Raw genomic sequence first — 25369 nt, forward strand, 5'->3', positions numbered from 1 at the left:
GAAGACCTTCAGCTGCCACAAATACTCAGGCCGTTTGGTCTGTACTGTGTGGGCTGGTCATCTGGAAGGGAAGCACGTGCACGTTGTTGTGGGGGCCGGTGCGGTCGGCGGCGTCGTCGCCCGGCTTCTGTTGGCGCGCGGTGAGCAGGTTCGGGTGATCACCCGGTCCGGTTCTGGGCCGGACGGGGTGGAGCGGGTTGCGGCTGATGCCAAGGCGGGCCTCCAGCAGTACGTCGAGGGCGCCACGGCGATCTACTCGTGTGCGGGACCGGCGTACGACAAGTGGACTACCGAGTGGCCGCCGCTGAATGCTGCGTTGATCGCGGCGGCTGAGGCGTCGGGGGCGGTGCTGGTTACTACCGGCAACCTCTACGGGTACGGGCCTGTCGACGGGGCGATGACGGAGGACCTCCCGCTGCGGCCCAACACCGTGAAGGGGAACGTACGGGCGCAGCTGTGGAACGAGGCGCTGGCGGCGCATGAGGCCGGGCGGATCCGGACGGCCGAGGTCCGTGGGTCCGACTATCTGGGCGTCGGCGCGGTGTCGCCATTCAGTGTGACCGTGTTGCCGAAGGTGATCGCCGGGAAGCGCGGGGTGATGCCAGGTGATCTGGACGCGCCGCACAGCTGGACGTACGTCGGCGATGTCGCGCGGACGCTGATCGCGGTCGCCGACGACGAGCAGGCCTGGGGCCGGGCGTGGCACGTACCGACGCCGGAGCCGCTGTCGGTACGCCAGCTCGCGACGCGGGCCGCCGTACTCGCAGGTGCGCCGCCCGCGCGGGTCGCCGCGCTGCCGGGCGTAGTACTCCGGCTGGCCGGGTTGGTGGATCCGGCCGCCCGGGAGATGGTTGAGATGCAGTACCAGTGGCAGCGTCCGTTCGTCGTCGACTCCTCCGCCGCGACTGTTGCTTTCGGCCTCGAACCGGCGGCGACCGACGACGCACTCAAGGAAATGATCGGGAAGGGCAGTAATGAGTCCTAGCAGGCAGGGCCGGGGTTTGCGCCGGCTGATCGTGACGCTGGTGGTACTGGTGGTCCTGGCCGTGGCCGCCGACCGGATCGCGGCCGCCGTCGCCCAGAACCAGCTTGCGTCGATGGCGCAGAAGGAGGCGGCGAAGTACCAGGTACGCTCCGCCGACACCTCGGCGAAGATCGGTGGGTTCGGGTTCTTCCCGCAGCTGTTCAACCAGAAGTTCGCCAAGGTGACGCTGACGATGGGCAAGCCGGCCTTCTCGAAGGTCCCGGGCGAGAACCTGACCGTCGACATGACCGGCGTCCACGTGCCGCGCTCGTTGCTGTTCAAGCAGACGGGCACGGTCACCGTCGACAAGACCGACATGCAGGTCCGGCTGTCGCCGCGCGAGCTCGGCCGGCTGGCGGTGAAGACCACCGGGCTGCAGGGGCTGTCGATGGAGGCCGTCGGCGGGAAGCTGCATGTGAAGTACGCGGCGAACGGGGTCAACCTCGACGTACCGGTGGTGCCGCAGATCCAGGACGGCAAGCTCACACTGGACCTCAGCGACGGCTCGGTGCCCGCCGCCCTGAAGTCCGAACTGACCAACGGCATCGAGCTGCCGGAGCTACCGTTCAAGGCGCAGCTCACGTCGGTCGACCTGAAAGACAACGCGGTCGTCCTGGCGGCCACCGTGCCGGACCTCTCGTTCAACCACTGACCACGAAACCGCCCTTGGGTTGCGATGGTTCGCGATATATCGTCGAACTATCGCAATCACTTTCGTAGGGACGGGTGGTCGAGATGACCGGATCGGCGTACGCCGCGGGGTTTCCGTGGCAGGACTTCGTGCGGCAGTTCGAGCGTCAGCTGGGGCGGAACTGTGCCGCGTTCGACGACATCAAGGAAGAGTTGCGCGCGGCGATGACCGGCCGCCGCGGGCACCAGGGCAGGTCGCAGCAGCACTTCGGGCCGCAGTGGGGGATGTTCGGCGGCGGCGGGATGTTCGCACCGCCGTGGGGTCCGCCGCCGCCGAAGTGGCGGGGCCCGAAGGCTCGGCGCGGCGACGTCCGCGCGGCGATCCTGGCCGTACTGGCCGAGCAGCCGATGAACGGGTACGGCATCATCCAGGAGATCGCCGAGCGCAGCGGCGGTGGGTGGAAGCCGAGCCCGGGCTCGATCTACCCGACGCTGCAGCAGCTCGAGGACGAGGGGCTGGTGACTGCGGACGCGGAGGTCGGGCGGCGGACGTTCCGGCTGACCGACGAGGGACGTACGTACGTCGCCGAGCACCAGGACGAGGTGTCCGCGCCGTGGGAGGCGATGAGCGCGCCGCCGTCCGGCGAGGACGAGAACGGGTTCAAGCCGCTGTTCGGGCAGGTCGCGACGGCGATGTGGCAGATCATGGCGAGCGGCACGCCGGAACAGCAGGCGAAGGCGCGGGACGCGGTCGCGGACCTGCGGCGGAGGCTGTACGGGATCCTCGCCGACTCCGATGACGCCGACGACGGCACCGAACAGGACCCGTCATGACCTCGGACCGGGACCGCCGACGGCGCGGCGGTCCCGCCGGCCGCCGCCGCGACTGGCAGGGCTGGAACGACCCGAACTGGAACGGGCAGGACCGGAACGAAGGCTGGTACGACGACCCGCGCGGCCGGTCGCGGCAGCACAACTGGGGCGGCGACTGGCACGCCCGCGGCTGGAGCGGCGACTGGCAAGCCACCGCCTGGAGCGAGGCCGACGACAACTCGCGGATCGACCCGCGCCGGAACAACTCGTGGGACGCGCGCCAGGACAACTCGTTGCACGAGGCGCGCCAGGACAGCTCCTGGGACGGACGCGGCACCGGCGGCTCGTGGGGCGGACCAGGCACCGGCGGCGGCTCGTCCGCGGAAGACGAGACCTGGGGCGGCCGGCGGGGCAGCTCCTCCGACGACCGCTCGCAGGACCGGCGCCCGGCCCCGGGCGGCGGCTCGGGGCGGGAGGACGTACCCCGGAAGCGGGTTCGGATCGGGGATGCCGAGCGGGATCAGGCGGTTGCGCAGCTGAGCGATCACTTCGTGGCCGGTCGGCTGACGCAGGCGGAGTTCGAGGAGCGGAGCGAGCAGGCGACGAAGGCGCGGTACTCGGACGAGTTCGAGGCGCTCTTCGACGACCTGCCTGTTTCGCGCGAGCTGCAGCCGGTGCGAGGCGCTCAGCTGCGGCGCCGTCCAGGTCCTCCTCCGGCGTTCATGATGATCATGCCGTTCCTGATGCTCGGGCTGGTGATCAGCTCGGTCGCGTTGGCCGCGCCGTGGTTGCTGTGGGGCGTGTTCTGGGTCGTGATGATCAGCGGTATCTCCCGCCGCCGCGGGTACTACCGGCGCTGACGAGCCCGCGGGATCTCCGCCGCGAACTCCACGACGAACCCGTCCGGGTCGGCGACGTGGACCGTCCGGTGTCCCCACGGACGGTCCGCCGGCCCGCTCAGCACGTCCACACCCGCGCCGCGCAACCGCGCGTACACGGCATCCACGTCCGGCACCATCACCACCACCTCACCACCCGCGCCCGGCGCCACCGCACGCCCCACCAACCACTCCGCCCGCCGTCGCTCGTACAACCCGAACCGCACCCCACCCGCCCGGAACTCCGCATACCCCGCATCCGTGAACTTGTACGCCAGCCCCACCACATCCCGATAGAACCCCACCGACACGTCAAGCTCCGAGACGTACAAAATGACGTACCCGATCTCCATCCCATGGACGCTACGCCGATTGTCGAGGTGGGGACGACCAGCGGTCAGTGTCGGCGGGGGGTCGTAGGGTCGCGGGTATGTATGACGGTGTGTTGATTTTGGAGAGCTTGAAGGTGGGGGTGGTGGTGGCGGACCTGTCGTTGGTGGTGACCAAGGTCAGCCGGGTCGAGGTGGGTGGGACCTCGGCCGAGCAGCCTGGGGTTTGGTCGTTGCTGGAGTTCTCGGTGGAGGACGGTGAGCGGTTGGCCGGGGTGTTGGCCGGGGTGCTGGATGCGCCGGGGTGGTACGCGGACTTTCGGGACGAGCGGGAGACGTTCGTGGTGTTTCCGGGGCGCGTGTTCCGTTATGCCAAAGGCGATCAGGCGGCGCGGGAAGCGGCGAAGGAGTTCGGGCGTGGGTTGCGGATTCCCGAGGCGCAACTGGACTGGGCGCAGTGATTGGATGGGTGGATGACGACCGTACTTCGCTACGCAGCCTTCACGTCCGAGCCCGATGGCGGTAATCCGGCTGGGGTGGTGCTGGATGCGAATGGGCTGGATGACGCGGAAATGTTGAGGATTGCGGCTGAGGTCGGGTATTCCGAGACGGCGTTTCTGACGGAGGCGTCCGACGTGCAGCCGGTGCGGTACTTCTCGCCCAAGGCAGAGGTTCCGTTCTGTGGGCATGCGACGGTGGCGACGGCGGTGGCGCTTGCCGAGCGCAACGGTCCCGGGGAGGTCGTGTTCTCGACGCGGGCCGGTCTCGTGCCGGTGAGCGTCGACGAGAAGCTGCGCGCGACGCTGACGAGTGTCGAGCCGGCCGTCGAGGACGCCGGTGAGCTCGCGCACGTGCTCGAGATCCTGCGCTGGTCACCCGACGATCTGAACCCGGACCTTCCCCCGCGGATCGCGTACGCCGGTGCGCGGCATCTCGTGCTCAGTACCGCGACCCGCCAGCGGCTGGCCGACCTGGACTACGACTTCGACGGCCTGCTGGCGTATATGCTCGAACTGGATCTGACCACGTTGCAGCTCGTCTGGCAGGAGTCGCCGACGGTGTTCCACGTTCGCGACCCGTTCCCGGTCGGTGGCGTCGTCGAGGACCCGGCGACCGGTGCCGCCGCGGCCGCGTTCGGGGCGTACCTGCGTGAGCTCGGCAAGGGTCAGCCCACGATCACGTTGCACCAGGGCGACGACCTCGGCCGGCCGAGCCTGATCACCGTCGAGCTGCGGCCGGACGACCCGCGCGTCCGCGTGAGCGGTACGGCCGTACCGATCACGGCACCCGCGTAAGCCACTCCTGCGTCCCGAACTTCGCCGCGACCCGCTCCTCGGCCAGCGCGACCGTGTCCGCGGAGATCGTGCCGTCCGCGAGCCCGTACCGGTTCCGGAAGGTCCCGACCATCCGCGAGATCACGTCCGTCCGGTCGAGGCCGGTCTGGCTGCGGAGCGGGTCGACCCGCTTGTTCGCGCTCGTGGTGCCCTTGTCGGACAGCTTCTCCCGGCCGATCCGCAGTACCTCGAGCATCTTCGACGCGTCCATGTCGTACGCCATCGTGACGTGATGCAGTACGGCGCCGCCGGCGAACCGCTTCTGCGCGGCGCCGGCGATCTTGCCGGCCGGCGAGGTGATGTCGTTGATCGGCTGGTAGGTCGCGGCGATGCCGAGATCGTTGAGTGCACCAATGACCCAGTCGTCGAGAAACGCGTACGACTCGACGAACGACAGCCCGGAGACGAGCGACTCCGGGACGTACAGCGAGTACGTGATGGTGTTGCCGGGCTCGACGAACATCGCGCCGCCGCCGCTGATCCGCCGTACGACGGTGACGTCGTGACGGGCCGCGCCGTCGAGGTCGACCTCGTTGCGGACGGACTGGAAGCTGCCGATGATGACCGCGTTCGACGCCCACTCCCACACCCGCAGCGTCGGCGGGCGCTCCCCCGAACCCACCTGTTCGGTCAGTACTTCGTCGAGCGCCATCTGCAGCGCCGGCTCCCGCGGTACGTCGTGCACGAACTGCCACTCGTGGTCGCGCCAACCCGTCGCCCCGGTCAGCGCGCGCCGTACGGCGACCGCGACGGCCTCGGGTGAGAACCCGAGCATCTCCACCCCGTCGCCCAGCGCACCGCGTACCCGCGCCGCGATCTGCGCCGCCGCGGTGTCGACCTGAAGCCCAGCGAGCGCGCCGTTGATCCGCTCGAGCGCATCGTCCGGCTCCAGAAAGAAGTCCCCCGAAATCTGCGCCGACCGCACCCGGCCGTCCACCACATCCAGATCGGCGACAACGAGCTTCCCACCGGGAACTTTGTACTCACCATGCATGTTCAGCAGCAACTCCTGGCAGCCGAAAGTTGTTCCCCGGACCCCGGTTCCGGCTCAACCGTTGCCCCCGGCAAATCCGGGAATCGGCCCACGGGGGCTGGGCAGCCGGCAACGCCGGACGGATACTGCGACCATGGCGGAGATGAGTATGAACAAGGCGATTCACGCCGCCGTGCGGCGTGATCTCGATCGCTTCCTGAACGCACTCGAACGGTTCCCGGGCGGGGACCGGCAGCGGGCCACACAGCTGGCGACGGCCTGGCGGAACTTCGACGAGCAACTCACCCGGCACCACGAGGGCGAGCACGAGATCGCCTGGCCCGCACTGCAGAAGGTCGGTGTCTCCCCGGAGGTGTTGGCGCAGCTCGACGCCGAGCACGACGCGATGGCAACGGCGTTGACGGCAGCCCGTACTGCGATGGGTGCCCTGAGCAACACCTCGGGCGCCGAGGACGCGGTGGCTGCACGGACCGCGATGCAGGAGCTGCAACGGGTCACGGTCGAGCACTTCGAGCACGAGGAGAAGGAGATCGAGCCGGTCTACCTGGAGAAGGAGGGTACGCCGGAGCTGAAGGCGATGGGCCGCGAGTTCGCGAAGGTCAGCCCGGCCCAGGGCGGCACGTTCTTCGCGTGGGCCCTCGACGGCGCCACCCCCACCGAATCGCACGCGATCACCGGCACGATCCCGAAGCCGGTTCTCACGGTGATCGTCGGCCTCTTCGGCCGCAACTACCGCAAGTCGGTCGCGCCAGTCTGGCGGAACTGACCGCTACGCGGCCGTCTTGAGTTGTACGGCGACGCGTTGGACGTGGGTGCGGACTGTTTCGATGCCTGGTGAGGCGTCGACCTCGTGGTGGATGCCGCGTTCGAAGTAGAAGTGGATCAGCGGTGCGGTCTGCTCGTGGTAGACCTCGAACCGGCGGCGGATGACCTCTTCGGTGTCGTCGCTGCGGTGCTCGATCTCGGCGCGCTTGAGCAGCCGGTCCACGAGCGCGTCGACCGGCACCTGCAGGACCACGGCAGCGTCCAGCGAACGGCCCTGCCCGTCGAGGATCTCGTCCAGGACGGCGGCCTGGTCGAGGGTCCGCGGGTACCCGTCCAGGACGAACCCCGGACGGGCGTCGGCGGCCGCGAGCCGGTCCCGCACCATGTCGTTGGTAACCTCGTCAGGGACGTACTCGCCCCTGTCGAGGTAACGCTGCGCGGTCCGGCCGAGCTCGGTACCTTCGGCAATGTTGCGGCGGAAAAGGTCGCCGGTGGAGATGACGGGTACTCCGAGATGTCCGGCCAGCAGGCCCGCGTGCGTGCCCTTTCCCGCTCCGGGCGGCCCCATCAGCAAGACAGTCGTCACGGCGCACTCCTGACTCTCGGTAAGGCACCCAAGATTATTGGACCGGCCGCGCCCGCGGTACGGCGTACGTCACTCCAAATTTCCGATGTACGTCACATCCGCGCAGAACTGTCCGCAAGCGCGGTCAGAATTCCATCTCCGGACGGAGTTCGACGACGTCCCCCGGGCCGGCGAACTTGGCGGCCAACTCCTCCGCGCGGGCCTGGCTCGCGCAGTTCAGCACGAAGAACCCCGCGAGCTGCTCCTTGGACTCGGCGTACGGGCCGTCCGTACTCACCGGCTTCTTTCCCTCCCAGCGGTACACCCGCGAGGTCGTCGGGGCGTCCAACGCCAGCCCGCTGACCAGTTCGCCCGACGCGGACAGCTCCGCGAGCAGCTCGTCGAACTCCTTGCCCATCGCCGCCCGCTCGTCGGCCGGGATGGCCCGTCCGACCTCGGTGAAGTCGATCGTCGGGTGCCCCCACGGCTGCGGGTTCGAGTGGATCAGGACCACGTACTTCATCTCGGAACCTCCTGTGTTGTGCGGATTCACCCCGGACGTCGGAGGCGCCGGCAGGGCCTCGACATTTTCCCTGGATGTATTCCAGCTCACATCCGGTCACACTCACCCCACCGAGCTCCGTCAGCGCTACAGAACCCCGAGAACGGAGCAGATCCCATGATTCTGGTGACAGGCGGTACGGGAACGATCGGCCGCGAGGTGGTACCGCTGCTGCAGGCGGCCGGCCGCAAGGTCCGGGTGCTGAGCCGGCATGCAGGCGACAGGGGCGACGGCGTCGAATACCTGGCCGTCGACCTGCTGAACGGCGACGGGCTGGACGCGGCGGTGGGCGGCGTGGACGTGATCCTGCACCTGGCCGGCGGCCCGAAGGGTGACGACGTCGGCACGAGGAACCTGGTCGCGGCGGCCGAGCGGGCGCGGGTCGGGCACCTCGTACACATCTCGGTGACCGCGGTCGACAAGCTGCCACTGACCTACTTCAAGTCCAAGCTCGGCGCGGAGCAAGCAGTCCTCGGAGCAAACGTTCCTTCGACCGTACTGCGGGTCGCGCAGCTGAACGAGTTCGCCTGGAACGCCGTGCGGGCGATGGCCAAGCTGCCGGTCATGCCGGTCCCGGGCGGGATCCGGTTCCAGCCTGTCGACCGCCGGGACGTGGCCGCGCGGCTCGCCGAACTCGCGCTCGGCGAACCGCGGGGCCTGGCCCCCGACCTGGTCGGACCGACGGTGTACACGCTGGCGGAGCTGGCCCGCGACTACCTGCGGGCCACCGGCAAGCGCCGGCTGTCGCTCCCGATCCGGGTCCCCGGCAAGGCGGGCAAGGTGTACCGCGCGGGCGACAACCTGACGCTGTCGGGCGCCACGGTCGGCACTCACACCTGGGACGAGTTCGTCGAAGCGCAGGTGAAGGGCTGAAGCAGCTCGTCGAGGTCGGGCTTACGGCGGCGGGCGATCCCGGCGAGGAAGTCGGCGACCTGGACCCGCGGATCGTCGCGCGAGTCCACCTGTACGAACGACCGTAGCGGCGGGGGATCCACCCGAGCCGCGAGAAAGGCGCCGACGCGGGCGACGCGGCCCGGTGTCAGCGCACTCTGCTCGTCGTGCACCACGGCGACCGTACGACCGCCGGCGCACCAGTGCAGAACCGTGGCGGCGAGCGCCGGTACGAGCGGCTCCAACGGCGGCGGGATGTCCGGATCCTCGTCGATCAGTCGCTGCATCACCTCCTCGACCCGGGCCCGGGTCACCGCTCGTAATGCCGGTACGTCGGCCGGCATCGTCGCGAAGAACCGGTCCACGGCCGCGTGGTCCATCAGCCGCACCCGCTTCGTCCGGGTCAGGTCCACGAACGCCGCGAGGAACCCGGTCCGGTGCCGCAGCAGCTCGGCCGTCTCAGAGTGATCCGCGCCGAGGCTCGTGCCCCAGCCGTACGACGGCTCCTCGGTGAACAGCTCGAGCACCCGCGCGGCGACGTACGCGGTCTTGTCGATGGCGTGGACGTGGGCGTGCCCGCGGAGTTCCCCGAGCAACCACTCGAGCGCGGGCCGCTGCTCGGGGCGGAGCAGCCGGTTGGACTTGTACTCCGAACGCCGGCTGTTCTGCAGCACGCCGATCAGGTCGGCGGCGGCCGGTACGTCGAGGTCGACGCTGGCATGGGTGATGACAGGCGAGGCGGGATCGAGCAGGTTGGATCCGGAGAACCCCGACTCGTCACAGGCGATCTCAAAGCTCATAGATGCTCCAAAGGCTGAAGAACTGCACACTTCGGGGCCCGTCGAGCGCGACGGGCTTGATCGGCCGGAATCAGCGATCAGAAAGCGGCAGCAGCCGGAGCAGCGGACATGGAGCCCATCATCGCGGGCCGGCGCGCGGATTGCGATGAGTTTTCCGGCGCTCACTCGTCTCAACGGGAAAGGAGGAACACCATGGCGAAAGTCCTGTACTCAGTCACGATGTCCATCGACGGCTTCATCACCGGACCGAACGGCGACATGCAGTGGATGCGCCCGTACCTCGGCCCGAACCCCGAGGTCGACGAGCTGGTCCCGCGGATCGGCGCGATCCTGGTCGGCCGCCGCACCCACGACGGCGACGACCCGCACAAGGGCGAACCGAACGAGGGCCAGGCGTTCGGCGGCGGCTTCGACGGACCGGAGTACGTCGTCACCCACCACCCACCGGCCGACCCGAGCCCTGCCGTCACGTACGTCGACGACTTCTCCAAGGCCCTGGCCGCCGCAAAGGAGTCGGCCGGCGACAGGTACGTCAACGTGATGGGCGCAACCGTCGCCAAGCAGTGCATCGAGGCCGGCGAACTGGACGAGGTGCTGGTCCTGTACGCCCCCGTCATGCTCGGCGACGGCACCCGCCTCTTCGACCACCCCGGCGGCCGAACGGTCCGCCTGCACCGCAGATCCGTCACCCCGACCCCACTCGCAACCAGCTTGTGGTTCGACGTCATCAAGAACTAACAGGTGCTGATCTGGTAGTTGGACATTCGAAGACGACTGCACCGAGCCCGCGCGGCACCGCCCGCGGCTCGGACGTCGCTGTGCCACACCCCGCTCCCACCCACCCCGCTGTCCTCCCGCGCCGAGACCGACCCGCCACGCCCGAGCCGAATCCTCCACAAGACCACCGCAACTCAGGTGCCGGGCATGGTCGAGGTCGAGGTGGCCGAGCTGCGGCGGGCGGGCGGCCTACAAGCTGTCAGGTGGTGGTCACGCAGCAAGTTGGCGAGCGTCAGCGATCGCGCCAGGCGAGTGGTGAGGTTTGAAGAGCTGCTTCGGCAAGGCGGCGGCCGAAGTCGGTTTGGATTCGGGCGCGGGAGGATTCGATCCAGCCTGTGACTCGCTTGTAGCCGGCTTCGCCGTACTCGACGGCCTGCATGAGGCACTCGAGGCGATCGGCGTCTTTGGCGCAGCGAGCCTCGATGGTCTCGGCGGCCTCGTATTCGGTAACGGCTTCCTTGATGCTCTTGGCGGCTGCCTCGGGAAGGACAGCGACTTGGTCCTCGGTGATGCGTTCGTTGCTCGCGACATCCATGTACGGCTTGGCGCTGTGCGGAATGTCCCCGATGCGAGTTTCCTGGGAGTCGTGCCACATCCCGAGGTACGCCGCCCGCGCCGGGTCGCCGCCCTCCTCGCTGGCGATCAGCGCCGCGAGCTGGGCAACGCGCAGGCTGTGCTCTGCGACGGACTCGGGGTCGCGGACTCCGACGTGCCACCATCCGGCCCGACGGAGCCGCTTGAGCACGCCCATCTCGTAGGCGAAGGCGATGACTCCTGCTGCGTCCGGGTCGGTAGCGTCATCCGTCACGATTACTCCGTTCGATCATCGGTTGGCCAACTGCACAGCGCACCGCAGATTGTTCAACTCTACGGTGCTGCTGCGAGCGGGGTTGTCGTCCAGCGCTGCTTCGACCCGCTCGCCGGCTCGTTGCCGTAGCTCTCTGTCGTACTGCAAGAGCTCCGGACGTGCGAGCACTAGTTGCCAGAGACTGTGGATGTTCAGCGGAGCATTCACCTGATCTGTCAGATGTTCGAGCAGGTGGTTTGCTAGCCGCACTCCTGACCAACTTCGAGTCGAAGTTGCGGTAATCAGGTAGGAGTCGTCGGAGTGCGGTTCGTTGATCTCTCCAAGCCAGTAGGCCCAGTAAGTGAGGTTCGCGGCTGCATGTCGTTCGTCGATCAGTGTGTTGTCAATGAAGTAGCGCAGCGGATCCGCGTCGCCATGTCGGGCTAGTGCGACTGCCGCTGAACGGGCGGCGATCCCACTGGTGAGATTCGCCGCCGAGCTGCCGGTGAATGCATGTTTGTGTTGCGAAGTGAGCCAGTCGGCAGAGTCTTGGCGTTTGTCGAATCCGAGCAGGTACGTCGCCTGACGTCGCAGGACTGGCATCTCCTCAGGAGACGCAAGCTCCGCCACGCTCAGTAGTTGATCGAAGAAATCGTGCTTTGCGGCAGTGGTGAGGACCGGACGCGATGCGACAGGTCCACGGCCGGGCCTGGCCGGCAAACCGCGGAGCTGTGGAGGCATGATTCCTGTGAACGGCCAGGTCACGAGGTTTACCAGTCGCCGCCGGTGCACGGTCGAGGCCAGTGGATGTTGCTGGATGTCGGCGTTGCCGAGTTCGCCGTTCATGATCTGGGCGAGAAGCTCGTCTGCGTCGATGGCGTCGTGCAACGAGGCCACACCCGTGGCAGGTGCACCAAAGGCCGCCAGACGTGTCTGAAGCCTCCGGAAGTCGGAGACTCGCAGCGAGGTCAGCGACCGACGGCCGGTTTCCCAGCCTTGGATGGTGCTGACGTCGACCCCAAGGCGCTCCGCGAGCGATGTCTGGGTCATGCCGATCGAGCCGCGCAGCATTTTGAGGACATAGCCCGAAATCACACCGTGGTGATCTCCGGGCATCGGGAAACCCGGCATGTCGGTCGGTGTTTCAGGACCACGCACCGGCGAGCCTTCCCTCAAGCCGCGCTACATCACGCGAACCACCCGTACTCACAGTGAGTTCAGGATAGGTCAACGCCGCGTCATCGTTGTCGACATGCCGATGGATCTGGATCTGCGGATGGTGACCGCGGAGATGCGATCAAGAGTTCCCAGAGTCTTCTTTCTGGTGCGACACGTTGAGGCGTCCGGCGTGAGCGACACATGCATCGTCGCCGAGGGAACCGAGTGGACGGACGGATCCGTCTCCCTCCGATGGCGCAGCGAACACGCTTCGACCTCGTTCTACGAGGCGGGGGTGCGTGCGGTCCTTGCCGACCACGGCCACCGCGGTGCCAGTGAGGTTATCTATCTGTCTCCGTCTGACGGGTTAGAACTGGTCGGCTCGTCGCCTGACCTTGTTCCGCCGAGCCAGCGGGCGGGCGTACCGGTCCCTGCACCTGCGCCCGCCCGCTGTTCCAACGGACCGCAGAAACGCTCTCGTGACACCGGCGAGCTTGCGCAGGAGGAAGTGTGTGACGAATGAGCGCTGGTCCGCAGCCGCACACGTCGGGCCATCGCGTGCGCGTCTGGCTCGGTACGCACCTCATCTCGGAGTACGTGGGCGACCCAGACGCTGCGGTCGCCTACGAGTCGGGCATGCGCGGGCGATACATCAGTCTTCGGATCTCCAACGAGCCCGCAACATCGCAGGTAGCTGCCTCGAACGGCCACCGGCTGGGGATTGTGAACGAATCTGGCGGGGCCGGCAACGGTCCTCCTCAGCCGTCAACTCGCGGAGTGACGCCGTGAGCTGCCGGTCTCGCCGCATCACGGTTCTTGCCCGAGTCTTTCCTGTCCCTGTGGAGGACTCGGCCAGGAACCCCGAAAGGCGAGCTGGCACGGGACGCGGAAGCGAGTCCGTTCCGTGTCCGCTCAAGCACCGAGGCGCGGACGGGTGCCTCGGTCCCGGTCGGCTGGGTGGTTGGGGCGTACGCGCCCGGGCGAGCAACCACTGAGCCGCCGCCGTTCAAGACCAGCGGGCGGGCGCACAGCCTACAGAGCGGACGCCCGCCCGCTGTACCACCTCGACAATAGGGAGCGCAGTGGAGACCCCCGTAATCCCACTGGAACGGCCGACCATCGATCCAGAGATAGAGACGCACTACACGAGCCGCTGGGACGAGTCCGCCCGGTTGAGCTCGACCATCAAGGGGCGCTTGGAACAGGCCCGGCTGTACGACTTCCTTGGCCAGTGGTTCCCGCCGCTTCCGGCTCGTGTTGCCGACATCGGCGGTGGTCCCGGCGTACACGCTGGCTGGCTCCGCGACCAAGGACACGACGTCGTACTACTCGACCCAGTCCAGCGTCACATCGAACAAGCCAACGCTGCTGGCATCACCGCCGAACTTGGCGACGGACGCCGACTCCCATGGTCGAACGAGTCGTTCGATGCCGTACTCATGGCGGGACCGCTGTACCACTTGCCGGATGCGCGCGACCGTCGGCTGGCACTTCGCGAGGCATTGCGGGTGTTGCGTCCCGGTGGCGTGCTGGCGGCGGTGGCGATCAACCGTGCAGCGAACCTGATTGGTTCCACCCTCGCCAACACGCTCCTGACGCGTCATGGCATCGTGCGCGACATCCTGGAAACCGGCCACAGCGCCGACAACGAGCGCATGGCGCATTGCTACTACCACCGCGAGAGCGAGCTACGCAGCGAACTGATCAGCGCTGGGCTGCGACCGGTGAACATCTTCGGCCTCACCGGTCCCGGTGGCTGGCTCACAGTCATGATCGACGCACACTTCAAGAACCAGCCCTACACCGACAAGCTGGCCGAGCACGACCCGCTCGACACGGCCCTGGAGTGCTCTCGCCTGGCAGACCGGATGCCCGAACTGGTGGCAGCTAGCTCGCTGTTCCTGGCTGTTGGCCAGAAGGTTTGAGTCGTGGTGTCGTGCTGCACGGCTGGCGAGATCTCAGCCGAGCTGGCCGTGCAGCTCGACGTACTCCACTTCGGCACGCAGCACCTTCGACATCACAGCATCGGCGCTCGGCAGTGGATGGAGCGGGAAGTTCGACCCGTCCCACCTCAACCGGCCAGCCGTGGTCGTCGACGGCGGAATGACCACGGGTGTCCCCGGCTCGACGTACTCGACGCCGGTAGCCAGCGGACCAAGGTCGGTTTCGGGCTGGAGCGTGCAGGTGATCCAGTCACCGTCCGGCAGCTTCATCGTCGGCGGCCAGATCCCAGGTCGCTCCTGTTCGTACAGCCGTTTGCCGTAAGCGCCGGCGATCCGCGGCAGGCGCCAGATCGCCACGGTCGGGCAAGAGGTGACCGCCAGGTTCGGCGGCTCGGCGACGTCCCAGAGCACGCGGGCTGCATCGGCATCGGTGATCCAGTCGCCGTCCGGCGCACCTGCGATAGTTGCCGCCCGCACCGGAATCCCGCGCTCCACGCAGGCGAGAGCCGTGTCCAACAAGGCGTTCTTGCGTCGAATCATCTGCCTGATCGTCCTCCCGTATCGGGAACATCATTGCCGCGCCACCGCGCGGCTTGTCAATCCGGACCGCAGCAGATCGCTGATTGTCCAACCAAGTGAGGAGCCGTACATGTCCCAAGTCGAACAGATGAAGATGCAGCTACACGGCTTGGCCGATCAGTCCAGGCAAGGCGCAGCCAGCTTGGCTGGGTTCAAGCAGCGTTTCGAACAGTCCAGCCAGCAGGTCCAGGCCCTCATCCGCGGCACAACGACGCGGGCTGATCAGGACATCGCAACGATGCTGGATGCCGCCGCCAAGTCGGTCGACCAAGCCGTCCAGTCGCTGCAGATCGCCGAAGCCGGCTGCCGCGGCTACGCCGACCAGATATAGCCGGCCGAGGCAGCGCATGCCTTCCGAGCTACAGCGGGTCGCCGAACAGCTGTTCGCCTGCCTGAACGAGGCACCGCGGGCGGCCGGCTACCTGCATGACCGAGCCCGGAAGTGCCGCGAAGCCGCGGCATGGATCGGGAGCACCAGTAACAATCCGAGCGCCCGAATGGCCGCCATGCAGCTCGACGACGCCGCACGGCGCTGCGAAGAAGCAGCGCACTACCTCTCGCTGGCTGAGACCCGAGCGAAGCAGTGGGTCGAGCAGATGGTCAGCGGCATCCGAACCGTGGAGCCGAGCGGCAGCGCGACGGCTGGGCGGCCGCTCGATCCAGATGGCAGCGCATCGCCTCGAGAACGCCGACAGGGCAACAGCGAGAACAGGCGAGAAGCTGACAAGCCAGACAAGACCGCGGGGGCTGGCGATGGGACGAGCCCGGAGGCCGCAGTCCCAGACATCGACGATGGCGAAGCCTGGCGACTGTTCGCCAAGCTGCCGGTTCGCCGCGACCAGCCCGGCCATCGCGAGAAGACCCGTGGCCTGTGGCGCAACGAAGACGGCACGGAAGATGAGTGGGTCAGTGGCTTCGACGAGTGGCGCGACAAGGCCGATCGATTCGCCGTCGCCGAGAAGATCGGCGAGGCGCCGCACCTGCTGCAGATCACCTCACACGTCGAGATCAAGTTCGCCATGTTCATGCGCGAACGAGGCCTACGACGGGCAACACTCGTCATCAACAACCGTCCCTGCCCCGGTGAAGCCGGCTGCGATGAGATGCTGAAGGACTTCCTGCCCAAGGGCGCCGCGCTGACCATCTTCGGACCGAACAACTTCAAAGAGACCTACCCCAAACCGACGAAGCCCGAAGGGACAGAGTCAGCATGACGTACTCGCTGAAGGCCTACTACAAGCACGAGCACACCGACGGCGGCGTGCTGGTCACCTCCACCGCCGATGTCGACGCACTCGTCGAGGCCATGCTGGCGGAACCCTTTGAGAACTCGGTCGCCACGCTCTACATCCAGCAGCGACCGCGCAACGATCGCGGCTACCCCGATCACGAGCTGCGCGTCGGTCTCTATCCCGAGGGCAAGGTCGGCAGCCTGCGCTACGTCGGCAAGGTCGACGGCGAAACTGGTGCCTGGTACGCGGTCGGCCGGCAGAGCCAGCGTGATGAGGTGTTCTACTACTACACCGGCCACGACGAGGGCTATCCGCAGGACTCCGAACTACCCATCCAAGACATTCGTGGAGCAATCAAGGACTTCTTGGAGAACGGCGGAGGACGCCCAGCAGCACTCAACTGGGCTGAATGGCCCGCCCACGTCGGCTGATTGCGCGTCCAGTCGAACGGAGTGCCTCGGTCACCAAGATCGGGGCACCCGTCCCGTGTGAGGCCCGGGGTAAGGGATGGGTCTGTCGTCTCGCGTTGGAGCTCGGCGCGCGTCAGCGTCGGGATTCCGGGCGGGATGAGTAGAGCGTGCGCGTCAAGCGTTGGATTGCGAGCGCTGATGTTCTCAACACCAATGGCCAATGATTCGGACCGAGCAAGAGACCGGCATGCCGATCAGTGCAGCGCTGGCGGACATTCTGGAGAAAGGCGCAGTTGGGTGAGCGAGGCGCGGATCGAGAGGCTCGCGGAGAAGCTGCGTGAGCAGCTGGCCAAGGACTTGGTGGCTGACGGCGGAGTGACCTCGGAGGCTTGGAAGGCTGCGTTCGCTGCCGTTCCGCGCCATGTCTTCGTGCCGAGGTTCTACCGGCAGACTCCCGGTGAGCAGCCGGCCGTCGACCGATCGACGCCGGACGCCTGGCTCAGAGGCGTCTACAGCAACCAGCTCCTCGTCGTTTCTCCCGACGTGAAGTCATCAAGCACAGTCCCGAGCCTCATGGCGGCAATGCTGGAAGCCCTCGACCCGCAGGACGGTCAGCGCGTGCTCGAGATCGGCACCGGAACCGGATACAACGCTGCGTTGCTCAGCCATCGCCTTGGAGACAGCAACGTCGTCAGCGTCGATATCGCCGCTGATCTGGTCAACGCCGCACAAACCCACCTGGCCTCGAGCGGATACCGGCCGACGCTGGGCATCGGCGACGGCGCGGACGGCTGGGCAGCCGGCGCTCCGTACGACGGGATCATCGCGACCTGCGCGCCGAACCGGGTTCCTGATGCTTGGCTCGATCAGACTCGTCCCGGTGGGCGGATCGTGACGCCCATCGCGACTGGCGTGGCCGTCGTAGACGTCGATCCAGGCCGGACGGGTGAGGGGCGGTTCCTGCCCGTTCCCGCGTACTTCATGCCACTGCGGCCGACGCCGAAGCCGACCGATCTGGGCAGTCAGATCGCCGACATCGCATCGGCCACAGCGCCGACCCGTGCGACCGACGTCGACGACAAGATCTGGTTCGACGACGACTTCCGCTTCGTCCTGGCCGCAGCGCTCCCCGGCTTGCGGTTCTTGAGCAAGCTGCCGAGCGGGATCACGATCTTCACCCATCTTGACGGCTCATGGGCCAGAGTCGACAACGGCACGGTCGCACAGGCCGGGGATCAGCAGATCTGGAACGCCGTCGAGGCAGCGTACGAACAGTGGGACCACCTCGGCCGGCCGACCCGTGAGCAGTTCAGCATCGCCGTGAAACCCGACTCGCAACACATCCGGCTTGAAGGGCGCGGGTTCGAATGGGCTCTACCGCCGACGCCCTGACCGGTGATTAGTTCCCGTGTCGGCAGTCCGTCCCAGCACAGAAGGCAGTCGGGAGGGCGGGAGCGGTTTCCAGCACAGCACAGCCCGAACCGCCAGCAGTTCCGCGAGGGGTCAGTACCTTCGAGCCGCAGTACACCGGCCGGTTGAGCTTCTACGTCTCCTTGGTCGAGGACCAGTTGCGTCGGCCGGACCGCCGCGCGCCGACTGTCGGCATCTTGCTGTGTGCGGAAGGTAACGACCATGTAGTCCGATATGTACTCGTGGGTGCCGCCCACCCGATCGCGGTCGCAGACTGCACCTTTGCGGCCCGCTCACCCGAACCGTTGCCGACGGGCACCGAACTCGCAACCGTTTTGTCGGCACCCTTCTGTTCATCGACGTCGTCGAGATCACGTCCACCAGCAGCGACGAGTCCGCGAAGCATGAGATATTGACTCCCGATCAACCAAGGCAGCCGGAGCGAACCGTCCCGCTGCTGGGCCGCGCCGATGGACTCAGGCCCAAGAGACTTCCACCTCAGTCACTCACCTACTGCGATCTTCTACACTGCTGTAGAATATTGCAGTATGTGATGGGAGGTTGGAGATTGTCCAGGTTGATGCAGGTGGCAGAGCTTGCCGGTGAGCAATGGGGCCTAATCACTACAGGCCAAGCAAGACAGCTAGGCGTGAGCGCCGCTGAGCTGGCTCGTTGGGCCGACCGCGGCGCCCTGACCAGGCTTGCTCACGGTGTCTACAAAATCACGGGCAGCTCCTATGACCCCCGCGACGACCTCCGCGCCGCATGGCTCGGGCTCGACCCGAAACGCACCGCCATCGATCGGCTCGCGCAGCAGCAGGTCGACGCAGTCGTATCGCACCGCTCCGCAGCGGCGCTGCACGGCCTCGGAGATCTGGATGCCGACGTCCTCGAGTTCACCGTCCACGGGCGCCGGCAGTCACGCCGTCCCGACGTACGTCTTCACACCCGCTCAGCACCCATCGACCCGAGATCGTGGTCCCGGGTAGCTGGTCTACCCGTAACCACGATCATGGCGACAATCGTGGATCTCGCGGCCGCGAATACCGATGGCGGTCACCTGGCCGGCATCGTCAGGGACGCCGTGGCAACCGCCGTAGTCGACATCGACGACCTCAGCGCCGCGCTCGCACCTTACGCACACCGCTACAACGCCACTCTCGGAAACGGAAGAGCACTCGTTGAGCGGCTTGTCAGCGAGGCGGGGCTCCCCGCGACCACGGAGCGGGCGAGCGATCTTGTCCGCGGTCAGGGAACTTTCGGCCAGGTCGCAAAGTTCATCGCAGCAAACACCGATCCCGAACTGTTTCGGCCGTTGGTCTCGGCGGCCGACAGCGCCGCGGTCAATGAAGTGGCCAAGCACGCACTGTGGGATGCGCTCGATCCTGAAACGAGAAAGAGGTTCCTGGCCGCCATCCAGGCCGCCGCAAGCAACCAGCCGCAGGCCGAGCGGTGAGCGGCAAGCCGTACCGGAACGCGAACGCGTTCCGGGTCGGCATCGAGCGCAGCGTCAAGGCCGCGGCGGCTGCGCGTGGCCTGCCGGCAGAGCGAGTCCGCAGAGAGCTGATCCTGCAAAGGTTCCTGGCCCGAATCTTCATCGAGCCGACGAATGACTGGGTTCTCAAGGGTGGCACGAGTCTGGCCGTCCGCAGCCCGTCTGCCCGCTACAGCAAGGACATCGACCTGTTTACGCCGCAGCCGACCAAGAACTTGCTGCGGCGATCGATGACTTGCGCCGACCTGCCACCCGGTCACTCGCCGGCGACCGGTTCACGTTCGCCATCGGCGATCCCCAGCGCGGAGGCGGCCAGGACCACGACCATGTCGTCGCCACCCTCAAGGTCACTGGATACATCGGAGCGCCGAGTACGTCGGAAACTTTCCGATCGATCTGTCCCTGAACCAGCGTGCAGCCGAACCGGTCGACTGGGAGCAGCCACGACCGGTTGTCGAGCTGCCCGGGGCCGACCCATTGCCTCGGTTCGCCCTGTACCCGCTTCCTGAACAGATGGCCGACAAGCTCTGCGCGATGTACGGCCGGTATCGCGACATGCCCTCCTCACGATACCGAGATCTTGTCGACCTGACCCTCATCGTCACTACCCACGAACTCGACGCCGCACAGACCCTCCGAGCCCTCCGAGGTGAGGCCGGCCGACGAGGCATCGAGTTGCCTGACGCACTCACATCGCCCGGCCCATCGTGGAGTCATGGATATCGCGGTTCCGCAGTCGAAACGAGCCTCGATCCCGAACTACAGTCCCTGGACGCTGCATTGAGCCTCGTCGGCCATTGCCTCGGGCCCCTGCTTGCCGGCGCCCGAACCACGGGGCGGTGGAATCCGACCCAACTGGCTTGGGACGACACGGTCGAACACCGCCTCGACGGGCTGACCTCGAGATAGACGCCCAAGCAGTCCTCCGCTGTTGCGCGGGCCCGTCGGACTCCGTTCCGCGAAGGTCGCGCCAGTTGCATCAAGACGGACTGTCCCCCGTTTCTTGACCAGCGCGCGCCGGTCGTCAGGTCGACAGCGACGAGCTTCTCGAGGCCTTGCCGTACAAGAAGCAGTGCCGCGAGGGCTCGCCACACCCGCCTTTCAACCCCGCCCCCACAGACACAGTCAGCTCGAGCGTCGGCAGCTCGACTCAGCACGGGAGACAGTCGGGAGGGTGGGAGCGGGGTAGCAGCACAGCCCGTCCGAATGGTCAGCAGTGCCGCGTGGGCTCGGCACAGTCGCCTTTCAAACCGTCAGTACTCGGAGCCGGCCGGGCGCATGAGCGCGCGGATCTCGACGGAGCGGTCCGTGGCTCGCGCGTCCGGGAGCAGACGGGCGAGTTCGACGGCGCGGTCGCGGTTCTCGACGTCGACGACGTAGTAGCCGTCGATGGCGGCCGGTTCGCTCGTGGGGAGCTGGACGGACAGTTGGGGGTCGGCGAGCAGTTCGCCGCTGACGAGTTCGCCCGCGTCGTGGGCGGCGCGTTCGAACTCGTCGCGGGGCAGGCGTGGGTCGCCGGCACCTTGCAGGATCAGTAGGAACTTCATCGGCACTCTCCTCTCGTCAACAGGACGGAGCCGAGGGCCGGTTTTTGACATGATGGGGCGATGTTCGTGCGTACCGAGCGGCTGACCGTGCGCCGCTTCCTGGCCGGCGACGCCGAGTGGTTCGCGGCGTACCGGTCGGATCCGGTCGTCGCCCGCTTCCAGGGGTGGGAGGCGCCGGTCCCGCTCGCCGAGGCCCAGCAGACGGTCGAGCGGTTCGCGGCCGGCGATCCGGAGGCGCCCGGCTGGTTCCAGTACGCGGTCGCGCTGGACGGCGTACTGATCGGGGATCTCGGGCTGAACCTGCACGAGAACCTGATGCAGGCGGAGCTCGGGTTCACGCTCGCGACCGAATACCAGGGCAAGGGGTACGCGTCCGAGGCGGTCCGCGGACTACTCCAGCACCTGTTCGTGGATCGTCAACTGCACAAGGTGTCCGCCGAGTGCGACGCCCGCAACACAGCTTCGGCCCAGCTGCTCGAACGTGTTGGCTTCACGCGTGAGGGCCTGCGGCTGTCGCACACGTGGTTCAAGGGCGAGTGGACGGACGACCTGCTGTACGGGTACCTCAACCCGCAGCAGCCCACGCCCGTGCGGTCAGCCTGATCGACCCGTCCGCCTCGACCGGCAACCGCTCCCGGACGGCGTCCCGGATCGCGTCCTGGTCGGCCGGCACCAGGCCGCGCAGGTACGCCGGCGCGACGCCCTGCCCGCCGAGGAACGGCTGCCAGTAGTCGTCGAACGACGCGAACACCGTCGGTACGACGATCTCCCGCGTCCGCACGTCCGCGAACCCGGCCTCCCGGAACAGCCCGTCGAGGCCTTCCGCCGTACAGAACGCGAACCGGCGGCCCTCGTCGGCCTCCCGGTCCTGCGGCCGGACGGCGAGCATCGCATCGAAGAAGTACCGCATCAGCTGCATCCCGCCCGCGTAGTCCCACACGTAGACGGCGACCGTCGACCCGATCTCCCGCATCCGGCGCAGCGCCGCGACCTGCTCCGGGACGAAGTTCAGCACCAGCCCGGCGACGATCGCGTCGTACGGACCGTCCGGTAGCTCCGCCGCGGATCGCACCTCGAAGGAGACCCGCGGATCGTCGACGGCCTGTTTGGCGTACCCGACGAAGCCCTCCGACGGGTCGACGCCGAGCACCGACGACGGCGCTGCCATCCGGAGAATCGTGCTGGTCAGCGCGCCCGTACCGCAGCCGACGTCCAGCCACCGCAACCCCGGCGGCTGGTCCAGCCAGCCGACGAACTCACTCGCGACCAGCCGGCTCCACCGGCCGACGTACGACTCGTAGACTCCCCCGCTGGACCACTCAGTCACTTTCGCAGGATCGAGGGCAGGGCGACTCCCGTCAATGTCTCGGAAACCTGCCAGAGCCGGGCGTTCGTGGCCGGGTCGGTGGCGCTCTTCGGGTTGCGGACCAGCGTGGTCTTGCCGACCAGGCCGAAGATCCCGTTCGGGCCGTAGTACTCACCGGACTTGGCGGCGAGGTCGGCGACCGCGAACAGCAGCGGCTCGGTACCGGTCTCGACGTCCTGCTTCGGCAGCGGGTTGTGGCGCATGAAGAACTTGTTGAGCGAGGTCTGGGGGCCGAGAGAAGCGCCGGCAGTCTGCAGGTTCGTCCGCGTGTAGCCCGGGTGCGCGGCGACACTGACCAGACCCCAGCCGTGGTCGACCGACAGTTTGGCCAGGTGGTTGCTGAGCATCAGGTCGGCGAGCTTGGACTGCGAGTACGCCGAGGTCGGGCGGTAGCCCCGCTCCCACTGCAGGTTGTCGAAACCGATCTTGCCGAAGTACGCCGCTCCGCTCGACATGGTCGCGATCCGCGGCGCCGGGGCGGCCAGGATCAGCGGCAGCAGCCGGACCGTGAGCGCGAACGGGCCGAGGTAGTTCGACCCGAACTGCAGCTCGAACCCGTCCTTGGTGGTCAGCCGGGACGGCGGCGTCATCACGCCGGCGTTGTTCACGAGCACATCCAGGTGCGACTCGTCGGCCGACAACTGCTCGGCGAACTCCTGCACGGACGCCAGGTCGGCGAGATCGATCCGGCGGACCTCCAACTGCGCGTCCGGGTGCTCGGCCAGGATCTCGGCGCGGGCGGCCTCGCCCTTGGACGGGGTCCGGACCGCCATCACCACGCGGGCGCCGGCCGCGGCGAGGCGCTTGGTGGCCTCCTTGCCGGTGCCGCTGTTGGCGCCGGTGACGACGACGAGCTTGCCGGTCAGGTCGGGGACGTCGTACATGTTCCACTCTCCATAAAAGACTGGTGGTCTGTTATGCCCACGACATTATCAGACCAGCGGTCCGATAACAACAGACCGTCGGTCTGTAGAATGGGTGACATGAGTTTCCAGCGCGCGCGAAGCGCCGAGCAGCGGGCCGAGCGGCGGCGGGCGATCCTCGCGACCGCGGCCACGATGCTGACCGAGATGCCGGTCGCCGACGTCAGCCTGAACGAGCTGAGCCGCCGCGTCGGCCTGGCCAAGTCGAACGTGCTGAAGTACTTCGACTCCCGCGAGGCCGTGCTACTCGAACTGTCCGGCAGCGAGCTGACGGCCTGGGTACAGGACCTGGCCGCTGCTCTGGCCGGCGTCTCACCGGCGCTCTCGAGCGCGGAGCGCGGCGAACGGCTGATCGCCGCGGTCGTCGACACGCTGGGAAAGCGGCCCGTGCTCTGCGACCTGATCAGCTCGCAGGCGGCCGTGCTCGAGCGGAACATCACGGCCGAGACCGCGCTGGACTTCAAGCGCTCGGCCGCGGTCGCGTACCAGCAGATGATCGACGTGGTGGCAGGCGTGCTGCCGGAGCTCGGCCGCGAGGGAGCGGGCCGCTTCATCGCGATCGCGAGCTTGCTCGCGGGCGCGATCTGGACCCACTCCCATCCGGTACCGGCTGTCCTGGCCGCCTACGAGGCCGACCCGGCCCTCGATGCGCTCAGGATGAACTTCGCGCCGTCCTTGACCGACGGCCTCGAAACCCTGCTGTACGGCGCGATGCCGCGCGATCAGGGCAGGTAGTAGTTCGGGTTCGGGAGCTTGAAGGTGCGGTCGGCGAAGCCGCCCTTGAGGTCGGAGAACTGGTCGCCGAAGTTCGCGACGATCTCGTAGCCGAGGGACTCGATGTGTGCGCGGGTCGCCGACTTGTAGTGGATCGTCGTGCACTTGCCGTCCGGGTCGGCCGCACAGGCCTGCTTCAAGTAGTCCGGGTAGTCGGCGACGGCCGGCTTGGTGAACAGGCCGTCCTCGCCGTTGGTCAGCGTGGTCGGCGCCGGGTAGCCCGCGTCGACACCGATCCCGTCCGAGGTCAGGTTGCCCAGCGTCGCCTTCTCCTGCGCGGTACCACGGCCGGTCAGGTAGAAGATCGCGTACCCCTCGTGCGCGGCGGTCGTCACCATGTCGACCATGCCGGGCACGGCCGGGAACTTCTGGTTCAGTACGAAGTCCGCGTTGCTGGTCGGGTTGAACGCCCAGTTGCTCGCGATCTCGTAGTTCCAGGTGGCCAGTGTGGTGTCGTCGACGTCCAGCAGGATCGCCTTCTGCTTGCGGGTGTGGTGCGGGACCGAGAGCCAGCGCGTACCGGCCGCGGCGACCTTCTGCGCTTCGTTCGCGTAGTTGCTGTCGGCAGCGAAGTTGCCGGAGCCGAGCGGGTCGCCGTAGTAGTTGCGCAACTGCTGCCGCAGGACGTCGATGTTCGTCACGTCGTCGGCGCGGTTCGGCGTGGACGTCTGGATCGCGGGCTGCTGGGTGGCGGCACCGGCCGAGTACGCGACCCCGCCGACGACCGATGTCATCGCGACCGCGGCGACGCTGGTCAGAACCATCCGGCGGGACGGCCGGCGCCAGGAACGGAATGCCATGATGACCCCTTCGGGAACGAGAAATGCTTGCCAGGGCACGCTAACCCCGGCACCGGCTGTTCAGCTGCACGTCAAGGGGAATCCTGCGGGTGTTCACGTCCGCTTGAGGTAGCGATGGCACGGCACCGGCAACGTTGTGTCGCCGACCGACGCCGGATAGTCGAACGGGCCGCCATCGCGCCAGCCGTTCCGCTCGTAGAACCGCCGGGCACGCGCGTTCCCGGTCGCGACCGCCAACCAGGCCTCGTCGTACCCGCCGGCCTTCACCTGCCGCTCCGCCTCCGCGAGCAGCTCCGCGGCGACACCCGATCCGCGATGCGCGCTCCCGACGTACACCTGCTCGACCTCGTCGCCGACGACCATCACGAACCCGGCGACCTCGTCCCCGGCCACGGCGACGGTGGTGTCCGCGATCCGTTCCGCGGCCCGGGTCCCGAACGACTCCTCGGTCCGTACGGCGACCAGCGCGGCCGGTACGTGCCCGAGATGCCCGTCCCGCCAGCCGGCGTACCAGATCGCGGCGATCGCCTCCGCATCGGCTGCAACCGCACGTCTGACAGTCATGCACGTCAGCGTAATCCGA

Annotated in this window: 33 protein-coding genes and 1 pseudogene; 21 read left to right on the forward strand and 13 right to left on the reverse strand. The window is 67.5% G+C overall.

The window, feature by feature from the left end; all coding sequences use genetic code 11:
* Positions 1–76 precede the first annotated feature (76 nt).
* From ACFYRU_RS03800 to ACFYRU_RS03815, 4 genes are all read left to right on the forward strand, one after another.
* Entirely contained in the window at positions 77–985 is a 909-nt protein-coding gene (locus ACFYRU_RS03800) for an NAD-dependent epimerase/dehydratase family protein (RefSeq protein ID WP_387652629.1), read from the forward strand.
* A complete protein-coding gene (locus ACFYRU_RS03805; protein WP_387652631.1) occupies positions 975–1676 on the forward strand; it encodes a DUF2993 domain-containing protein in 702 nt (233 codons plus the stop codon). Before ACFYRU_RS03800 ends, ACFYRU_RS03805 begins: the two co-directional genes overlap by 11 nt.
* 83 nt (positions 1677–1759) lie before the next feature.
* Positions 1760–2488 (forward strand): PadR family transcriptional regulator, encoded by a 729-nt coding sequence (locus ACFYRU_RS03810; protein WP_387652633.1) that lies wholly within the window; start codon positions 1760–1762, stop codon positions 2486–2488.
* Entirely contained in the window at positions 2485–3327 is an 843-nt protein-coding gene (locus tag ACFYRU_RS03815) for a DUF1707 domain-containing protein (RefSeq protein WP_387652635.1), read from the forward strand. The genes ACFYRU_RS03810 and ACFYRU_RS03815 overlap by 4 nt, the downstream gene beginning before the upstream one ends.
* On the opposite strand, the gene ACFYRU_RS03820 is transcribed toward ACFYRU_RS03815, so the two are convergent.
* Positions 3315–3698 (reverse strand): VOC family protein, encoded by a 384-nt coding sequence (locus tag ACFYRU_RS03820; RefSeq protein ID WP_387652637.1) that lies wholly within the window; start codon positions 3696–3698, stop codon positions 3315–3317. The two genes, ACFYRU_RS03815 and ACFYRU_RS03820, sit on opposite strands and share 13 nt — an antisense overlap.
* A gap of 77 nt (positions 3699–3775) precedes the next feature.
* Between ACFYRU_RS03820 and ACFYRU_RS03825 the strand changes: the two genes are divergently transcribed.
* Positions 3776–4135, forward strand: coding sequence for a hypothetical protein (locus ACFYRU_RS03825; RefSeq protein ID WP_387652639.1), 360 nt, complete (start codon positions 3776–3778; stop codon positions 4133–4135).
* A gap of 12 nt (positions 4136–4147) precedes the next feature.
* A complete protein-coding gene (locus tag ACFYRU_RS03830) occupies positions 4148–4969 on the forward strand; it encodes a PhzF family phenazine biosynthesis protein (protein WP_387652641.1) in 822 nt (273 codons plus the stop codon).
* Here the strand turns inward: ACFYRU_RS03830 and ACFYRU_RS03835 are convergent.
* A complete protein-coding gene (locus ACFYRU_RS03835) occupies positions 4953–6002 on the reverse strand; it encodes a lipoate--protein ligase family protein (protein ID WP_387652643.1) in 1050 nt (349 codons plus the stop codon). The genes ACFYRU_RS03830 and ACFYRU_RS03835 overlap by 17 nt on opposite strands.
* Before the next feature lie 133 nt (positions 6003–6135).
* Between ACFYRU_RS03835 and ACFYRU_RS03840 the strand changes: the two genes are divergently transcribed.
* Positions 6136–6768 (forward strand): hemerythrin domain-containing protein, encoded by a 633-nt coding sequence (locus ACFYRU_RS03840; RefSeq protein WP_387652645.1) that lies wholly within the window; start codon positions 6136–6138, stop codon positions 6766–6768.
* Positions 6769–6771: 3 nt separating this feature from the next.
* Here ACFYRU_RS03840 and ACFYRU_RS03845 read toward each other — a convergent pair whose 3' ends face one another.
* Together ACFYRU_RS03845 and ACFYRU_RS03850 are read right to left on the reverse strand one after the other, a co-directional pair.
* Positions 6772–7353: an adenylate kinase gene (locus tag ACFYRU_RS03845; protein WP_387652646.1), complete on the reverse strand. Its 582-nt coding sequence runs from the start codon at positions 7351–7353 to the stop codon at positions 6772–6774.
* 124 nt (positions 7354–7477) lie between these two features.
* Positions 7478–7855, reverse strand: coding sequence for a YciI family protein (locus ACFYRU_RS03850; protein WP_387652648.1), 378 nt, complete (start codon positions 7853–7855; stop codon positions 7478–7480).
* Positions 7856–8011: 156 nt separating this feature from the next.
* Here ACFYRU_RS03850 and ACFYRU_RS03855 point away from each other — a divergent pair, with 156 nt between their 5' ends.
* On the forward strand, positions 8012–8767 hold the full coding sequence (locus ACFYRU_RS03855) for an SDR family oxidoreductase (protein ID WP_387652650.1): 756 nt from the start codon (positions 8012–8014) through the stop codon (positions 8765–8767).
* Here the strand turns inward: ACFYRU_RS03855 and ACFYRU_RS03860 are convergent.
* The gene (locus ACFYRU_RS03860; protein ID WP_387652651.1) at positions 8725–9585 is read right to left on the reverse strand and encodes a hypothetical protein; all 861 of its coding nucleotides are present in this window, start codon (positions 9583–9585) and stop codon (positions 8725–8727) included. The genes ACFYRU_RS03855 and ACFYRU_RS03860 overlap by 43 nt on opposite strands.
* 192 nt (positions 9586–9777) lie before the next feature.
* Here ACFYRU_RS03860 and ACFYRU_RS03865 point away from each other — a divergent pair, with 192 nt between their 5' ends.
* A complete protein-coding gene (locus tag ACFYRU_RS03865) occupies positions 9778–10323 on the forward strand; it encodes a dihydrofolate reductase family protein (RefSeq protein ID WP_387652652.1) in 546 nt (181 codons plus the stop codon).
* 271 nt (positions 10324–10594) lie between these two features.
* Here ACFYRU_RS03865 and ACFYRU_RS03870 read toward each other — a convergent pair whose 3' ends face one another.
* Together ACFYRU_RS03870 and ACFYRU_RS03875 are read right to left on the reverse strand one after the other, a co-directional pair.
* Entirely contained in the window at positions 10595–11170 is a 576-nt protein-coding gene (locus ACFYRU_RS03870) for an HD family hydrolase (protein ID WP_387652654.1), read from the reverse strand.
* A 15-nt stretch (positions 11171–11185) separates the two neighbouring features.
* Entirely contained in the window at positions 11186–12307 is a 1122-nt protein-coding gene (locus ACFYRU_RS03875) for a helix-turn-helix domain-containing protein (RefSeq protein WP_387652655.1), read from the reverse strand.
* A gap of 94 nt (positions 12308–12401) precedes the next feature.
* On the opposite strand from ACFYRU_RS03875, the gene ACFYRU_RS03880 reads away from it, so the two are divergent.
* Both ACFYRU_RS03880 and ACFYRU_RS03885 read left to right on the forward strand, forming a co-directional pair.
* The gene (locus tag ACFYRU_RS03880) at positions 12402–12830 is read left to right on the forward strand and encodes a hypothetical protein (protein ID WP_387652657.1); all 429 of its coding nucleotides are present in this window, start codon (positions 12402–12404) and stop codon (positions 12828–12830) included.
* A 559-nt stretch (positions 12831–13389) separates the two neighbouring features.
* A complete protein-coding gene (locus ACFYRU_RS03885) occupies positions 13390–14232 on the forward strand; it encodes a class I SAM-dependent methyltransferase (protein WP_387652659.1) in 843 nt (280 codons plus the stop codon).
* Positions 14233–14265: 33 nt separating this feature from the next.
* Here ACFYRU_RS03885 and ACFYRU_RS03890 read toward each other — a convergent pair whose 3' ends face one another.
* Positions 14266–14790, reverse strand: coding sequence for a hypothetical protein (locus ACFYRU_RS03890; protein ID WP_387652661.1), 525 nt, complete (start codon positions 14788–14790; stop codon positions 14266–14268).
* Between the two features lie 109 nt (positions 14791–14899).
* Here ACFYRU_RS03890 and ACFYRU_RS03895 point away from each other — a divergent pair, with 109 nt between their 5' ends.
* From ACFYRU_RS03895 to ACFYRU_RS03930, 8 genes and pseudogenes are all read left to right on the forward strand, one after another.
* Positions 14900–15160 (forward strand): hypothetical protein, encoded by a 261-nt coding sequence (locus ACFYRU_RS03895; RefSeq protein WP_387652663.1) that lies wholly within the window; start codon positions 14900–14902, stop codon positions 15158–15160.
* A 16-nt stretch (positions 15161–15176) separates the two neighbouring features.
* Positions 15177–16043 (forward strand): DddA-like double-stranded DNA deaminase toxin, encoded by an 867-nt coding sequence (locus ACFYRU_RS03900; RefSeq protein ID WP_387652665.1) that lies wholly within the window; start codon positions 15177–15179, stop codon positions 16041–16043.
* On the forward strand, positions 16040–16492 hold the full coding sequence (locus tag ACFYRU_RS03905) for an Imm1 family immunity protein (protein WP_387652667.1): 453 nt from the start codon (positions 16040–16042) through the stop codon (positions 16490–16492). The genes ACFYRU_RS03900 and ACFYRU_RS03905 overlap by 4 nt, the downstream gene beginning before the upstream one ends.
* A gap of 276 nt (positions 16493–16768) precedes the next feature.
* Complete coding sequence (locus tag ACFYRU_RS03910; RefSeq protein WP_387652669.1) at positions 16769–17863, forward strand: methyltransferase domain-containing protein; 1095 nt, start codon at positions 16769–16771, stop codon at positions 17861–17863.
* A 125-nt stretch (positions 17864–17988) separates the two neighbouring features.
* Positions 17989–18297, forward strand: a pseudogene (locus ACFYRU_RS03915) (PDDEXK nuclease domain-containing protein); the annotation flags it as partial.
* 164 nt (positions 18298–18461) lie between these two features.
* On the forward strand, positions 18462–19337 hold the full coding sequence (locus tag ACFYRU_RS03920) for a type IV toxin-antitoxin system AbiEi family antitoxin domain-containing protein (protein WP_387652671.1): 876 nt from the start codon (positions 18462–18464) through the stop codon (positions 19335–19337).
* Positions 19334–19885, forward strand: a complete 552-nt coding sequence (locus ACFYRU_RS03925) for a nucleotidyl transferase AbiEii/AbiGii toxin family protein (RefSeq protein ID WP_387652673.1) — start codon at positions 19334–19336, stop codon at positions 19883–19885. Before ACFYRU_RS03920 ends, ACFYRU_RS03925 begins: the two co-directional genes overlap by 4 nt.
* Positions 19767–20285, forward strand: coding sequence for a nucleotidyl transferase AbiEii/AbiGii toxin family protein (locus ACFYRU_RS03930; protein WP_387658007.1), 519 nt, complete (start codon positions 19767–19769; stop codon positions 20283–20285). The genes ACFYRU_RS03925 and ACFYRU_RS03930 overlap by 119 nt, the downstream gene beginning before the upstream one ends.
* A gap of 344 nt (positions 20286–20629) precedes the next feature.
* Here ACFYRU_RS03930 and ACFYRU_RS03935 read toward each other — a convergent pair whose 3' ends face one another.
* Positions 20630–20923, reverse strand: coding sequence for a YciI family protein (locus ACFYRU_RS03935; RefSeq protein ID WP_387652675.1), 294 nt, complete (start codon positions 20921–20923; stop codon positions 20630–20632).
* A gap of 60 nt (positions 20924–20983) precedes the next feature.
* Here ACFYRU_RS03935 and ACFYRU_RS03940 point away from each other — a divergent pair, with 60 nt between their 5' ends.
* Positions 20984–21526 (forward strand): GNAT family N-acetyltransferase, encoded by a 543-nt coding sequence (locus tag ACFYRU_RS03940; protein WP_387652677.1) that lies wholly within the window; start codon positions 20984–20986, stop codon positions 21524–21526.
* Here the strand turns inward: ACFYRU_RS03940 and ACFYRU_RS03945 are convergent.
* Together ACFYRU_RS03945 and ACFYRU_RS03950 are read right to left on the reverse strand one after the other, a co-directional pair.
* Positions 21489–22250 (reverse strand): class I SAM-dependent methyltransferase, encoded by a 762-nt coding sequence (locus ACFYRU_RS03945; RefSeq protein WP_387652679.1) that lies wholly within the window; start codon positions 22248–22250, stop codon positions 21489–21491. The two genes, ACFYRU_RS03940 and ACFYRU_RS03945, sit on opposite strands and share 38 nt — an antisense overlap.
* Complete coding sequence (locus ACFYRU_RS03950) at positions 22247–23173, reverse strand: SDR family oxidoreductase (RefSeq protein WP_387652681.1); 927 nt, start codon at positions 23171–23173, stop codon at positions 22247–22249. Before ACFYRU_RS03950 ends, ACFYRU_RS03945 begins: the two co-directional genes overlap by 4 nt.
* Positions 23174–23272: 99 nt before the next feature.
* On the opposite strand from ACFYRU_RS03950, the gene ACFYRU_RS03955 reads away from it, so the two are divergent.
* Positions 23273–23947, forward strand: coding sequence for a TetR family transcriptional regulator (locus tag ACFYRU_RS03955; protein ID WP_387652683.1), 675 nt, complete (start codon positions 23273–23275; stop codon positions 23945–23947).
* On the opposite strand, the gene ACFYRU_RS03960 is transcribed toward ACFYRU_RS03955, so the two are convergent.
* Positions 23935–24786, reverse strand: coding sequence for an HAD family acid phosphatase (locus ACFYRU_RS03960; protein WP_387652685.1), 852 nt, complete (start codon positions 24784–24786; stop codon positions 23935–23937). The genes ACFYRU_RS03955 and ACFYRU_RS03960 overlap by 13 nt on opposite strands.
* A gap of 93 nt (positions 24787–24879) precedes the next feature.
* Positions 24880–25350 (reverse strand): GNAT family N-acetyltransferase, encoded by a 471-nt coding sequence (locus tag ACFYRU_RS03965; RefSeq protein ID WP_387652687.1) that lies wholly within the window; start codon positions 25348–25350, stop codon positions 24880–24882.
* Positions 25351–25369: the final 19 nt, after the last annotated feature.

Source organism: Kribbella sp. NPDC004536, assembly GCF_042873835.1.
GTDB lineage: Bacteria > Actinomycetota > Actinomycetes > Propionibacteriales > Kribbellaceae > Kribbella.

Excerpts from the sequence above, each read along its gene's own strand:
- ACFYRU_RS03830 (WP_387652641.1), top strand. The coding sequence starts at position 4,148 with ATGACGACCGTACTTCGCTACGCAGCCTTCACGTCCGAGCCCGATGGC.
- ACFYRU_RS03850 (WP_387652648.1), bottom strand. The coding sequence starts at position 7,855 with ATGAAGTACGTGGTCCTGATCCACTCGAACCCGCAGCCGTGGGGGCAC.
- ACFYRU_RS03815 (WP_387652635.1), top strand. The coding sequence starts at position 2,485 with ATGACCTCGGACCGGGACCGCCGACGGCGCGGCGGTCCCGCCGGCCGC.
- ACFYRU_RS03840 (WP_387652645.1), top strand. The coding sequence starts at position 6,136 with ATGGCGGAGATGAGTATGAACAAGGCGATTCACGCCGCCGTGCGGCGT.
- ACFYRU_RS03935 (WP_387652675.1), bottom strand. The coding sequence starts at position 20,923 with ATGAAGTTCCTACTGATCCTGCAAGGTGCCGGCGACCCACGCCTGCCC.
- ACFYRU_RS03805 (WP_387652631.1), top strand. The coding sequence starts at position 975 with ATGAGTCCTAGCAGGCAGGGCCGGGGTTTGCGCCGGCTGATCGTGACG.
- ACFYRU_RS03895 (WP_387652663.1), top strand. The coding sequence starts at position 14,900 with ATGTCCCAAGTCGAACAGATGAAGATGCAGCTACACGGCTTGGCCGAT.
- ACFYRU_RS03965 (WP_387652687.1), bottom strand. The coding sequence starts at position 25,350 with ATGACTGTCAGACGTGCGGTTGCAGCCGATGCGGAGGCGATCGCCGCG.
- ACFYRU_RS03820 (WP_387652637.1), bottom strand. The coding sequence starts at position 3,698 with ATGGAGATCGGGTACGTCATTTTGTACGTCTCGGAGCTTGACGTGTCG.
- ACFYRU_RS03880 (WP_387652657.1), top strand. The coding sequence starts at position 12,402 with ATGCCGATGGATCTGGATCTGCGGATGGTGACCGCGGAGATGCGATCA.
- ACFYRU_RS03825 (WP_387652639.1), top strand. The coding sequence starts at position 3,776 with ATGTATGACGGTGTGTTGATTTTGGAGAGCTTGAAGGTGGGGGTGGTG.
- ACFYRU_RS03905 (WP_387652667.1), top strand. The coding sequence starts at position 16,040 with ATGACGTACTCGCTGAAGGCCTACTACAAGCACGAGCACACCGACGGC.
- ACFYRU_RS03835 (WP_387652643.1), bottom strand. The coding sequence starts at position 6,002 with ATGCATGGTGAGTACAAAGTTCCCGGTGGGAAGCTCGTTGTCGCCGAT.
- ACFYRU_RS03890 (WP_387652661.1), bottom strand. The coding sequence starts at position 14,790 with ATGATTCGACGCAAGAACGCCTTGTTGGACACGGCTCTCGCCTGCGTG.
- ACFYRU_RS03865 (WP_387652652.1), top strand. The coding sequence starts at position 9,778 with ATGGCGAAAGTCCTGTACTCAGTCACGATGTCCATCGACGGCTTCATC.
- ACFYRU_RS03860 (WP_387652651.1), bottom strand. The coding sequence starts at position 9,585 with ATGAGCTTTGAGATCGCCTGTGACGAGTCGGGGTTCTCCGGATCCAAC.
- ACFYRU_RS03855 (WP_387652650.1), top strand. The coding sequence starts at position 8,012 with ATGATTCTGGTGACAGGCGGTACGGGAACGATCGGCCGCGAGGTGGTA.
- ACFYRU_RS03900 (WP_387652665.1), top strand. The coding sequence starts at position 15,177 with ATGCCTTCCGAGCTACAGCGGGTCGCCGAACAGCTGTTCGCCTGCCTG.
- ACFYRU_RS03810 (WP_387652633.1), top strand. The coding sequence starts at position 1,760 with ATGACCGGATCGGCGTACGCCGCGGGGTTTCCGTGGCAGGACTTCGTG.
- ACFYRU_RS03955 (WP_387652683.1), top strand. The coding sequence starts at position 23,273 with ATGAGTTTCCAGCGCGCGCGAAGCGCCGAGCAGCGGGCCGAGCGGCGG.
- ACFYRU_RS03960 (WP_387652685.1), bottom strand. The coding sequence starts at position 24,786 with ATGGCATTCCGTTCCTGGCGCCGGCCGTCCCGCCGGATGGTTCTGACC.
- ACFYRU_RS03950 (WP_387652681.1), bottom strand. The coding sequence starts at position 23,173 with ATGTACGACGTCCCCGACCTGACCGGCAAGCTCGTCGTCGTCACCGGC.
- ACFYRU_RS03920 (WP_387652671.1), top strand. The coding sequence starts at position 18,462 with ATGCAGGTGGCAGAGCTTGCCGGTGAGCAATGGGGCCTAATCACTACA.
- ACFYRU_RS03940 (WP_387652677.1), top strand. The coding sequence starts at position 20,984 with ATGTTCGTGCGTACCGAGCGGCTGACCGTGCGCCGCTTCCTGGCCGGC.